Annotated in this window: 13 protein-coding genes; 1 reads left to right on the top strand and 12 read right to left on the bottom strand. The window is 65.7% G+C overall.

Going from position 1 to position 11,843, the window contains the following annotated elements; genetic code table 11:
• Nucleotides 1–23: 23 nt before the first annotated feature.
• From secG to VNM24_09765, 10 genes are all read right to left on the bottom strand, one after another.
• Nucleotides 24–386 carry a preprotein translocase subunit SecG gene (secG, locus tag VNM24_09720; protein HWQ38869.1) on the bottom strand — a complete coding sequence of 121 codons (363 nt, stop codon included), beginning with the start codon at nt 384–386 and terminating at the stop codon, nt 24–26.
• Entirely contained in the window at nt 387–1,160 is a 774-nt protein-coding gene (tpiA, locus tag VNM24_09725; protein ID HWQ38870.1) for a triose-phosphate isomerase, read from the bottom strand.
• 210 nt (nt 1,161–1,370) lie between these two features.
• Nucleotides 1,371–2,198, bottom strand: a complete 828-nt coding sequence (gene pstB, locus VNM24_09730) for a phosphate ABC transporter ATP-binding protein PstB (GenBank protein ID HWQ38871.1) — start codon at nt 2,196–2,198, stop codon at nt 1,371–1,373.
• Nucleotides 2,192–3,115 carry a phosphate ABC transporter permease PstA gene (gene pstA, locus VNM24_09735; GenBank protein HWQ38872.1) on the bottom strand — a complete coding sequence of 308 codons (924 nt, stop codon included), beginning with the start codon at nt 3,113–3,115 and terminating at the stop codon, nt 2,192–2,194. Before pstA ends, pstB begins: the two co-directional genes overlap by 7 nt.
• Nucleotides 3,116–3,132: 17 nt before the next feature.
• Entirely contained in the window at nt 3,133–4,086 is a 954-nt protein-coding gene (gene pstC / locus VNM24_09740) for a phosphate ABC transporter permease subunit PstC (protein HWQ38873.1), read from the bottom strand.
• Between the two features lie 131 nt (nt 4,087–4,217).
• Nucleotides 4,218–5,228 carry a PstS family phosphate ABC transporter substrate-binding protein gene (locus VNM24_09745; protein HWQ38874.1) on the bottom strand — a complete coding sequence of 337 codons (1,011 nt, stop codon included), beginning with the start codon at nt 5,226–5,228 and terminating at the stop codon, nt 4,218–4,220.
• Nucleotides 5,229–5,350: 122 nt separating this feature from the next.
• Nucleotides 5,351–6,715 carry a phosphoglucosamine mutase gene (glmM, locus tag VNM24_09750; protein HWQ38875.1) on the bottom strand — a complete coding sequence of 455 codons (1,365 nt, stop codon included), beginning with the start codon at nt 6,713–6,715 and terminating at the stop codon, nt 5,351–5,353.
• The gene (folP, locus tag VNM24_09755) at nt 6,712–7,497 is read right to left on the bottom strand and encodes a dihydropteroate synthase (protein ID HWQ38876.1); all 786 of its coding nucleotides are present in this window, start codon (nt 7,495–7,497) and stop codon (nt 6,712–6,714) included. Before folP ends, glmM begins: the two co-directional genes overlap by 4 nt.
• 210 nt (nt 7,498–7,707) lie before the next feature.
• A complete protein-coding gene (ftsH, locus tag VNM24_09760) occupies nt 7,708–9,549 on the bottom strand; it encodes an ATP-dependent zinc metalloprotease FtsH (protein HWQ38877.1) in 1,842 nt (613 codons plus the stop codon).
• A 100-nt stretch (nt 9,550–9,649) separates the two neighbouring features.
• On the bottom strand, nt 9,650–10,312 hold the full coding sequence (locus VNM24_09765) for an RlmE family RNA methyltransferase (GenBank protein ID HWQ38878.1): 663 nt from the start codon (nt 10,310–10,312) through the stop codon (nt 9,650–9,652).
• A gap of 38 nt (nt 10,313–10,350) precedes the next feature.
• Between VNM24_09765 and VNM24_09770 the strand changes: the two genes are divergently transcribed.
• Nucleotides 10,351–10,701 carry a YhbY family RNA-binding protein gene (locus tag VNM24_09770; GenBank protein HWQ38879.1) on the top strand — a complete coding sequence of 117 codons (351 nt, stop codon included), beginning with the start codon at nt 10,351–10,353 and terminating at the stop codon, nt 10,699–10,701.
• Between the two features lie 152 nt (nt 10,702–10,853).
• On the opposite strand, the gene greA is transcribed toward VNM24_09770, so the two are convergent.
• Nucleotides 10,854–11,330, bottom strand: coding sequence for a transcription elongation factor GreA (greA, locus tag VNM24_09775; protein HWQ38880.1), 477 nt, complete (start codon nt 11,328–11,330; stop codon nt 10,854–10,856).
• Between the two features lie 83 nt (nt 11,331–11,413).
• The coding region (carB, locus tag VNM24_09780) for a carbamoyl phosphate synthase large subunit (GenBank protein HWQ38881.1) at nt 11,414–11,843 on the bottom strand (430 nt) is incomplete at its 5' end.

Below are 11,843 nucleotides of genomic sequence, written 5' to 3' on the forward strand. Positions count from 1 at the left end.
TCCCCGTGCCCGGCACCCTCAAGCTATTTCGGGATCTCCTCGGCCTTCGATCCGGTGTCCTCCCGTGCAGGTGCCGGCGCGCTGGACGGCGTCGGCACCGTGGACGCCGGCACCTGCTGCTGTCCGTGCGTGGACATCACGCCTTGGGGTTCCCCTTTGTGGGCCGAGAAATAGCTCAGCCCCAGGCTGGTCAGGAAGAACACCGTGGCCAGGACGGCAGTCGAGCGGCTCAGGAAATTGGCCGAGCCGCTCGCGCCGAACAAGCTGCCGGCCGAACCGCTGCCGAAGGCCGCCCCCATGTCCGCGCCCTTGCCGTGCTGTAGCAGCACGAGCCCGATTACGCACAGTGCGGTCAGCACATGCAAAACCAGTACGATGATTTCCATTCAAGCTCTTTCCAGTGCGCTGCGATCCGCCGCCAGGCAGATCGCGCAAAACTCCTCGGCGTCCAGCGAAGCTCCGCCCACCAAGCTCCCGTCGATATCTGGCATGGCGAACAATGCAGCGGCGTTGGACGCCTTCACGCTGCCACCATAGAGGATCTGTATCGCGCCCGCCGCCTCGACCGATGCAGCCGCGATGCGGCCACGAATGAAGGCATGCACCGCCTGCGCCTGTTCGGGGGACGCCGTCCTCCCGGTGCCGATGGCCCACACCGGTTCGTAGGCGACTACCGAACGCCCCAGGCCCTGGACACCGACTCGTTCCATCACTGCGCCCAGCTGCCGGGCAACGACCTGCTCGGTGACCCCGGCCTCGCGCTCCGCTAGCGTCTCGCCCACGCAGACGATCGGCGCCATGCCGGCATCCAGAACTGCCTGCGCCTTGAGCGCGACCGTCTCGTCACTCTCACCATACAGGCTGCGCCGTTCCGAGTGCCCCACGATGACGTAACGGCATCCGAACTCCTTCAACATGGTCGCGGAAACTTCTCCGGTGAAGGCACCCTTGGGGTGGTGACTGACGTTCTGCGCGCCCCAGGCCACCGGAGTACCGGTCAGCACCCTTTGAGCCTGTGCGAGGTAGGGGAACGGCACGCACACCGCACAAGTCGAGGCCCGAAACCCGAAAGCCGCCTTGGCGATCGCCTCGAGCAGGCGCTGGTTGTCCGGCAGACTGCCGTGCATCTTCCAGTTGCCCGCTACGAGCCGCTGCCGCATGCCCCAGTCCGCTGAAAAAGCGCAGGAATTCTACCGGCCGGGGCGCACCGGGGTCAACGCCGATCGCCATGCGCACTGGGCTGCGCGAGCGCAGGCAGCGACTCCGCAGCGCGAACTGCGAGAGGCCTTCGCCGGGCACCGGCCCGAGCGACATGGCAGCGCCGAGACCCGAAGGTCAGCGTGCGCCGCTACAGCCCGGCCAGTCCGGCCTCAGCCAAACCTTCCGGTGATGTAATCCTCGGTGGCCTTGTGCTTGGGTTTGAGAAAGATCGTGTCGGTCGCGCCGAACTCGATCATCTCCCCCAGATACATGTACGCGGTGTAGTCGGAGACCCGGGCAGCCTGCTGCATGTTGTGCGTGACGATGAGGATCGTCACCTTGTCTTTCAGGTCGTTGATGAGTTCTTCGATGCTCGCCGTGGCGATGGGGTCGAGCGCGGAGGTCGGCTCGTCGAACAGCATGATCTCCGGCTCGGTGGCCAGCGCCCGCGCGATGCACAGCCGTTGCTGCTGGCCGCCGGACAAGTTGAACGCGAGATCGTTCAGGCGATCCTTGACCTCGTCCCAGAGCACTGCTCCGCGCAGCGCCTGTTCGACCTTCTCGTCGAGGATCGCCACATTGCGTACGCCGCGCACGCGCAGCCCGTAGGCGACGTTCTCGTAAATGGACTTCGGGAACGGATTCGGTTTCTGGAACACCATGCTGATGCGCATGCGCACCTCGATCGGATCGACATGCGCGCCCAGCAGATTGGTGTTGTCGGGATAGAAGCGGATCTCGCCTTCGTAACGGTTGCCGGGATAGAGGTCATGCATGCGGTTGAAACAGCGCAGGAAGGTGGATTTGCCGCATCCGGATGGGCCGATCAGCGCGGTCACCTTGCGCTCGTAGACCGGCAGGCTGATGTTCTTCAGCGCGTGGAACGCGCCATAGTAGAAATTCAGGTTCCGGGCTTCCGCTTTCACAGGCGGCGCGGCCTGCGACTGGTTCGCGCCCGGGTGCTTGCCCAGCGAGACAGTGAGTGCGGTGTCTACCATTTGACCTTCTTTCGCAGCCGGTAGCGTACATAGATCGCCAGCGCGTTCATCGAAACCGTCATGACGACCAGGACCAGGCCCGCCGCGGCGGCGTTCTGGTGAAAGGCGGCTTCCGGGCGCGACGTCCAGTTGAACATCTGGATCGGCATGACCGTGAAAGGCGACATCACCCAGTCGAACAGCCCTGCCGGCGGGTCGCCGGTGAACGGCGCGGGCGGCAGAAAGGCGATGAAGGTGAGCGCGCCGATGGTGATGACCGGCGCCGTCTCGCCGATGGCGCGCGCCATCCCGATGATTACGCCGGTCAGGATGCCCGGGATCGAATACGGCAGGATATGATCGGCGGTGGTCTGCCACTTGGTCGCGCCCAGCGCCATCGCGCCCTCCCGGATCGCACGCGGAATCGAGCGGATCGCCTCGCGCGTGGCCACGATCACGACCGGCAGGATGAGCAGCGCCAGCGTCAGCCCGGCGGACAGGATGCTCTGGCCGAAACCGAACTGATAGACGAAAAGACCCAGCGCGAGCAGGCCGTAGATGATGGACGGCACGCCCGCCAGGTTTGTCACGTTGATCTCGATGATGTCGGTCACCCAGTTGCGCGGCGCATACTCCTCCAGATAGACCGCGCCCGCGACTCCGAGCGGGATCGCGGCGGCCGCCGTCACCAGCATGACCAGCGTGGTACCGACCCACGCCGAGAGGATGCCCGCCTGTTCGGGCCGCCGCGAGGGGAAGTTCAGAAAGAAGTCGGGCGACAGGCGCGCTGCACCGTCGAGCGCCATCCCCGCGAAAAGCGAGGCGAAGGTGAGCACACCGACCATCAGCGCCAGCAGCCCGACGACGGAGAAAACCAGGTCCCAGCGCTTGTGGCGGGTGATGAGCGCGCGGATTTCCTCGACCGACTGACGCATCATGCTGGTTGGCGTATCCCCTAGTAGGCTTGACGAAAGCGGCGGGTCAGGTAGTGCCCCAGGATGTTGAAGATCAGCGTCATCAACGCCAGCGTCAGGCCCGCGGCGAATATGGTCTGATAGCCGATGCTGCCGTGGGGCAGATCGCCCAGGGCCACCTGCACGATATAGGCGGTAATGGTCGCCGCGGGCTCGAGCGGGTTCCAGGTCAGATTGGGCTGCATCCCGGCGGCGATGGCCAGAATCATGGTCTCGCCCACGGCCCGAGAGATCCCCAGGATATAGGCGGCCGCGATTCCCGAAAACGCCGCGGGCGTGACCACGCGGATCGCCGTCTGGAAGCGCGTGGCGCCCATCGCATAGGAGCCTTCGCGCATGGCCATCGGCACGGCGCGCATGGCGTCTTCGGAGACGGACGCAACATAGGGAATGATCATGATGCCCATCACGATACCGGCCGAGAGCAGGTTGAATCCCGGCAGGCCGGGAATGAGCGCCTGCAGCAGCGGCGTGACATAGAGTAGGGCGAAGTAGCCGTAGACCACCGTGGGCACGCCGCCCAGCATCTCGAGAAAAGGTTTGGCCACCTCGCGCACCGAGAACGGCGCGAACTCCGACAGGTAGATCGCGATGATGGTGCCCAGTGGGATGGCCACGGCGAGCGCAACCATGGAACTCACCAGCGTCCCGGAGAGCAGGACCATGATGCCGTAATGCGCGTCGTCGAACAGCGGCGTCCACTGCGTGTCGGTCAGGAACTCCCACAGCGACACGTGCCGGAAGAACTCGAAGGATTCTTTCACCAGGATGAACACGATGCCGATGGTGACCGCGACCGACACGCAGGCGGCGAGAAAGAGGATCCCTTCGATGAAGCGCTCGCGCAGGTGGCGCGTGGTTCTCTTCGCGAGACGCCGGCTGATGGTCGCGGGGGGCAACGTGTCCAGTCCCTGGGCTGAGGCGATCGAGGTCATTGTTCGCGGCTTGCGCCTATTCTATTTCACCTTGAGACGCGCTTGACCCGCCGGCCTTAACGGGTCAGGCGTGGACGGCAAACGGGAGAGGCGCTGCCCCTCCCGTGTACTTCATGCTCGGCGAGTCAGCTTCAGAGTTTCGCCTCCATCGTCATCAGCTGTTCGATGGTGAGCCCCACCTTGTTCTCGCCGCCGTACTTGGTACCGACGATGTTCCTGGAGAAGTGGTCCAGATTGTAGGCGTAGGCCTTGGGCGGCAGTGGAACATACTTCACTTCGCGCACGAGGTTATCCGCGTTCTTCATGTAGAACTCTACGAACTCGCGGATCTCCGGGCGTTGCGCGGACTTGGCGTTGACATAGATGAAAATCGGGCGCGACAGCGGCTGATAGCTGCCGTCCAGGACGCTTTCGATGGACGGGGCAACCGCCTTGGCGCCGGCCTTCTCGGCGATCCTGACGGCTTTGAGCTTGTCGCTGTTTTCCGAGAAATAGGCGAAACCGAAATACCCGATCGCGTTCTCGTCGCGCGACACGCCCTGCACCAGCACGTTGTCGTCTTCCGATGCCGTGAAATCGCCGCGGCTCGCCTTGGATTTGCCGTTGATCGCTTCGGTGAAGTAGTCGAAAGTGCCGGAGTCCGCGCCCGCGCCGTAGAGGGCGAGCGGCCGATCGGGCCAGTTCGGATTGACTTGTTTCCAGGTCTTGATCCGGCCCTGCGCGGCGGGTTCCCACATCTTCTTCAACTCGGCGACGGTCATCGTCTCCGCCCAGGTGTTCTTGGGATGGATCACCACGGTGAGCGCGTCGTAGGCGACCGGCAGCTCGATGTACTCGACGCCGTTCTTGCGGCATTCCTCCATCTCCTTCCTGAGGATCGGACGCGAAGCGTTGGAAACGTCGGTCTCGCCGCGGCAGAACTTCTTGAATCCGCCGCCGGTACCGGAAATGCCGACCGTGACCTTGACTTTGCCTTTCTTCGCGCGCTGAAAGTCCTCCGCGACCGCCTCCGAGATCGGGAAGACCGTCGAAGAACCGTCGATCTTCACGGTCTGGGAGTGGGCAGCCGGAGCGACGGCGCCAAGCGCACCGGCCAGAGTGAGCGCTGCGGCGGACACCAACACACGGTAGGACTTGGACATACGGGGCTCTCCTGTAGGCATTGGGGAAAACGCCCGGAATTCTAGGTCTCGATTGTGACAATCTGATTGCAGCGCAACCGGCCCGCCCCGGGGTGCCGCGTCACCGGCGTTCGTTTCCGGACCTATGCGACCGCTTGGGCGCGGATCGTTTCGGCCAGCGACTGCGCCAGCCGCGCGATCGTCTCGCGCCCCTCGCCCTCGACCATCACGCGGATCACCGGCTCGGTCCCCGAGGCGCGCAACAGCACCCGCCCCCTGCCTTTGAGCGAGGACTCGGTATCCTTCAGCGCCGCCTGCACGGCTGGATTGGCGCGGAAATCGAACGCGCGTTCGACTTTCACGTTGACCAGCACCTGCGGGTAGAGCGTGAGCTCCGCGGTCAGCTCCGCCAGCGAGCGGTTTTGCGCGCGCATCGCGTGCAAAACCTGGAGCGCCGAGACGACGCCGTCGCCGGTCGTGTGCTTGTCCAGGATGATGATATGCCCGGAATTCTCCCCGCCCAGCAGCCAGCGGTTTTCCTGCAGTTTCTCCAGGACATAGCGGTCGCCGACCGGCGCGCGGGCAAACGGAATTCCGCGCCTGGCCAGCGCCTGCTCCAGCCCGAGATTGGTCATCAGCGTGCCCACGACGCCGCCCTTCAATTCGGCGGCATCCTGGCGAAAGCGCGCGATCGCAAACAGGAGCTGATCGCCGTCGTAGATCCGTCCCAGGTGGTCCGCCATGAGCACACGGTCGCCGTCTCCGTCGAAGGCCACCCCGAGGTCCGCAGCGCTTTCGCGCACCGCCTGCTCGAGCGCGCCCGGATGCACGGCGCCGCACTCTCGATTGATATTGAACCCGTCGGGCTGGTTGCCGACGACATGGACATCCGCCCCCAGCTCATGGAACACGTGGCCGGCGATGTGGTATGTGGCGCCGTGCGCGCAGTCCACGGCGATCTTCACCCCGCGCAGGTCGAGCTGATTGGGAAAAGTGCTCTTGCAGAATTCGATGTAGCGTCCCGCGGCGTCATTGAGCCGCCGCGCCTTGCCGAGCTGGGCGGAAGGCATGGTCTTGATCGGCGCGTCGAGCAGCCGCTCGATCTCCTGCTCGGTCGCGTCCGGAAGCTTGTTGCCGTCGCTTGAGAAAAACTTGATGCCGTTGTCCTCGAAAGGATTGTGCGAGGCCGAGATGACGATGCCCGCCTGCAGGCGCAACGCGCGCGTCAGGTAGGCCACCGCCGGGGTCGGCATCGGCCCGGCAAGATAGATATCGACGCCCGCCGCCGACAGTCCCGCCTGCAGCGCCGATTCCAGCATGTAGCCCGACACGCGCGTGTCCTTGCCGATCAGCACCGCGGGATGCTCCCCCGGCGGCAGCTCCGCGCCGGCGGCGAGTACTCGGCCGGCGGCATATCCCAGATGCATGACCAGATCCGGCGTGATCGGCGGCTCGCCGACCCGGCCGCGTACGCCATCGGTTCCGAAATGTTTTCTCGCTTCCTTCATGACGGGATCGAACCGTCCTCCAGCGCGCGCCACACGAGCAGCGCGTCGCGCGTGGGCGCCACATCGTGCACCCGCACAATCGCGGCGCCGCGCTGCACGGCGAGCAGCGCCGCCGCAACGCTGGCGGGCATGCGCTCCTCAACCGCGCGGCCCACGATTCTACCCAACAGGCTCTTGCGCGAAAGACCCGCAAGCACTGGATAGCCCAAGGCGGTCAACCGCGGCAGCTCGCGCAGCAGCGCCAGATTGTGCTCCACGGTCTTGCCGAACCCGAAACCCGGATCGATCACGATGCGGCTGCGCGCGACGCCCGCCGCCTGCGCCGCCCGCGCCCGCGCGGCGAGGAAGTCCGCGACCTCTCGCACCACGTCGTGATAGAAGGGCGCTGCCTGCATCGTGCGCGGCTCGCCCTGCATATGCATGATGCACACCGCGCAGTCGGTCGCGGCGACCGCCTCCAGGGCTCCGGGAGCGCGCAGGCCGAGGATATCGTTGATCATGGCCGCGCCGGCGGCAATCGCCTCACGCATCAGTTCGGGCTTGCACGTATCGACCGAAACGGGCACGCCCAGCCCGGCAATCGGTTCCAGCACCGGCAGCACGCGCCTGCGCTCTTCCTCGAGGCTAACCGGTTCGGCACCCGGGCGCGAGGACTCCCCGCCGAGGTCCAGGAGATCGGCGCCTTCGTCGACCAGGCGCTTGGCCTGTGCGATTGCCGCTGCGCGGTCGAAGAACTGCCCGCCGTCGGAAAAGGAGTTCGGGGTGACGTTGATCACGCCCATGATCAGCGGGCGCGACAGCGGGAGCGCGTATCGCCCCGCCTGCAAGACGGTGGCGCCCGTGCGGTGCGTGGCACCGCGTTGGCCTGCGTCGGTCACCGCGAACGGCATTGGCGCCCGGAAGGCAGGGCAAAGAAAAAGGGCGAGGTTCCTTTCCTCACCCTTCGATGGAGCGTGCCTCTGGCGCCTGGCACCGCGAGCCCGCCGCGCAGCTCAGGTGCCCCGTGCGGGCGTGGTGGTTGCCGCGGGGGAGGGCGTGTTGCTGCCCGAAGCGCTCGACGGCGAAGTCGTCGTAGCAGCGGGCTTGGGCGGGCGCGGCGGACGGCCCTGCATGATGTCGTTGACCTGGTCGCTGTCCAGTGTTTCCCACTCCAGCAGCGCCTGAGCCATCGCTTCCACCTTGTCGCGGTTTTCCTCGATCAGACGGCGAGCAAGTGCGTACTGCTCGTCGATGATGCGGCGGATCTCCGCGTCGACCTTTTGCATGGTCGCCTCGGACAGATTCTTGTGGGTCGTGATCGAGCGCCCGAGGAAGATCTCGCCCTCGTTTTCGCCGTAGACCATGGTGCCCAGTTCCTTGCTCATGCCCCACTGGGTGACCATCCTGCGCGCCATGTCGGTCGCGCGCTCGAAGTCATTGGCTGCGCCGGTGGTCATCTGCCCCATGAAGATCTCCTCGGCGATGCGGCCGCCGAACAAAACCGCGATGTTCTGCAGGATCTGCTCGCGGTCCAGGCTGTAGCGGTCTTCCTGCGGCAGCTGCATGGTGACGCCGAGCGCCCGCCCGCGGGGAATGATCGTGACCTTGTGCACCGGATCGGTCTTGGGGAGCAATTTCGCCACCACCGCGTGGCCGGACTCGTGATACGCGGTATTGCGCCGCTCGTGCTCTGGCATGACCATGGACTTGCGCTCCGCGCCCATCATGATCTTGTCCTTGGCGCGCTCGAAGTCTTCCATGTCCACCAGCCGTTTGTTGGCCCGGGCGGCAAACAGCGCGGCCTCGTTCACCAGGTTCGCCAGATCCGCGCCGGAGAACCCGGGCGTGCCTCGCGCCAGGATATCCGGACGCACGTCGGGCGCAACCGGCACCTTGCGCATGTGCACCATCAGGATCTGCTCGCGGCCGCGAATGTCGGGCAGCGGCACCACGACCTGGCGGTCGAAACGCCCCGGACGCAGCAGCGCCGGGTCGAGCACGTCCGGACGGTTGGTGGCGGCGATCACGATCACCCCGGAGCCGGTCTCGAAGCCGTCCATCTCCACCAGCAACTGGTTGAGCGTCTGCTCGCGCTCGTCGTTGCCGCCTCCGAGCCCGGCGCCGCGCTGGCGGCCGACCGCGTCGATCTCGTCGATGAACACGATGCAGGGCGCGTGCTTCTTGGCCTGCTCGAACATGTCGCGCACGCGCGCCGCGCCCACTCCGACGAACATCTCGACGAAGTCAGAGCCCGAGATCGAGAAGAACGGCACCTTCGCCTCGCCGGCGATCGCCTTGGCAAGCAGCGTCTTGCCGGTGCCGGGAGAGCCCACCATCAACACCCCGCGCGGAATCCGCCCGCCGAGCTTCTGGAACTTGCCGGGATCTCGCAAAAAGTCCACCAGTTCGGCCACTTCCTCCTTCGCTTCCTCGCAGCCGGCGACGTCGGCGAAGGTCACCGTGTTGTTCGACTCGTCGAGCATGCGCGCGCGGCTCTTGCCGAATGAAAACGCGCCGCCGCGGCCTCCGCCCTGCATCTGGCGCATGAAGAAGATCCACACGCCGATCAGCAGCAGCATCGGGAACCAGGACACGAAGATGTTCATCAGCAGCGAGGGCTCTTCCTCGGGCTTGGCTTCCACCGTCACCCCGGCTTTCAGGAGGTCGGAAACCAGCCAGGGATCGGAGGGCGAATACACTGTGTACTTGCGCCCGTCGGTCTTCTGCACGCGCAGCACGCGCCCCTCGATGGTCACTCTGGAGACCACTCCCTGCTTTACCTCGTCGATGAACTGGGAGTAGTCCATCGTCGACTGCTGCTGCTGGCGGGCGCTGAACTGATTGAACACCGTCATCAGCACCAGCGCGATGACGAGCCAGATGGCGACATTCTTGATCAGGTTGTTCAAAGCTGCTCCTTGCGACGCGGGCGTGCTCCGCCGCGTGAATCGAAGTTCATTCTAAACCGAAACGAGGGCCCGGCCCACCGCTCGAGCGCCGCGCGCGCAGGCCACGCGCGAGCAAATAGAACTCGCTGGACCGGTCGCGGGAGGCCTTCGGCTTGCGCGCACTGACCGAGTCGAACGCCTGGCGCATGCGGTCGCGCAGCTCGTCCATCCCGGCGCCCTGAAAGGCTTTGACTAGCAACGACCCACCCGGTTTCAAGTGCGCCAGCGCGAAATCGAGTGCCAGTTCGACCAGATCGGCGGACCGGGCCTGGTCGCTCGCCGATACGCCGCTGATATTGGGGGCCATGTCGGAGAGCACAAGGTCCACGTCGCGCCCGCCCAGGGCCTGTTCGAGCGCTCGCAGCGTCGCTTCCTCGCGAAAATCGCCGCGCACGACCGCCACTCCGGGGATCGGCTGCACCGGCAGAACATCCAGCGCGACGAGGCGCCCCTGGGGCCGGAGCATGGGCGCGACGACTTGCGCCCACCCACCGGGGGCGGCGCCCAGATCCACCACCAGCATCCCCGGCTTCACCAGGCGGTCGCGCTGGAGAATCTCCAGCAGCTTGAAAGCAGCGCGCGACCGGTAGCCTTCCTTGCGCGCCCGCTTCACGAAGGGATCGGAGACGTGCTCCTGCATCCACGCGTGACTGCGCCTGCTCCTGGCCATAGAATCCTGGGCTCCTACCTGCGCCGGAGTTCCCCGATTTGATCGTCCTCTCACCCGCCGAGCGCAGCGCGCTCAAGGCGCGCGCCCACCGGCTCGGCCCGGTCGTCCTGCTGGGCGACAAGGGGCTGAGCGAAGCCGCCCTGATCGAAATCGACCGCAGCCTGCGTGCCCATGAGCTGATCAAGATTCGCGTCGCCGAGGCCGGGCGCCGCCAACGCGACGCCCTGCTCGAGGAGATCTGCCGCCGGCTGGAAGCCGCGCCGGTTCAGCACATCGGCAGGATGCTCGTGGTGTACCGCCCCCGCGCCGAGGAACCCCCATCGGCCAGCCCTCGCCGCCGCGCACGACCACCCGCACGGCTGCCCAAGCGCAGCTTTCAGAACCGCTAAACCCAGAATCCGCATGCACCATCCGAGGTGCCGGGACACCAGAAAAGCCACGCATCGATACCCGGTTTCGTACCGCTGCGTGTCTTGGCACTTGATGGCGTCGGTAGAAGCTGATTTCCTCGGTCGCCAAATGGTTGGTCCGCCCTTGACATTCAGACGTACCTGACGTCCAGGATCTCGTACTCCTTCACCCCGCCGGGGGCCTGGACTTCGGCGACGTCTCCCGAGTATTTGCCGATCAGCGCGCGCGCGATCGGCGAGCTGATCGAGATCTTGCCGTTCTTGATGTCGGCTTCGTCCTCGCCGACGATCTGATAGGTCACCGACTCGCCGCTTTCCAGGTCGGCGAGATCCACGGTCGCGCCGAAGACGCAGCGCCCGTCCGCGTCCAGGTGGCGCGGATCGATGATCTGGGCGTTGGCGAGTTTGGCCTCGAGTTCCAGAATGCGGCCCTCGATGAAACTCTGGCGTTCCTTCGCCGCCTCGTATTCGGCATTCTCCGAAAGGTCGCCGTGGGTGCGCGCGTCCTGGATCGCGCCGATGATTCTCGGTCGCTCGACCGTTTTCAGATGGTGCAGCTCGCGGCGCAGCAGCTCCGCGCCCTTTGCGGTCAATGGAATCTTTCTCATCTTGCCGGACTGAATCCTCTTTAGGCAGCGCCAATGATCACCGACGGTGGCGGGTCGCGACGGGAGGCCGCCGCGGGTGCCGGTCAATGCAGCCTCGCGTGCAGCTCCTGGAGCGAGTGGACGCGCAGCTCGCGCATGCCTTCCATCCCGGTGCAGGCGGCCCGCGCACCGGCTAGCGTCGTGAAATAGGTCACCCGGCCCTGCAGCGCCGAGCGCCGTATGGAGTAGGAATCCTGGATCGACACCGGGTGCTCATCCACCGTGTTGATGATCATGGCGATCTCGCCGTTCTTGATCATGTCCACGATGTGCGGCCGGCCTTCGGTGACCTTGTTGACCGGCGTGACGTTGAGGCCCGCCCCCGATAAGGCGGCCGCGGTGCCCCGGGTGGCGAGCAGCTGGAAGCCGAGCCGTGCCAGGGCGCGGGCGATCTCGATGATCTTCGGCTTGTCGGCGTTCTTCACGCTGATGAACACCTTGCCGCTGGCGGGCAGGCGCACGCCCGCCGCGAGC

It is taken from the genome of Burkholderiales bacterium (assembly GCA_035560005.1).
GTDB lineage: Bacteria > Pseudomonadota > Gammaproteobacteria > Burkholderiales > Eutrophovitaceae > DASRFY01.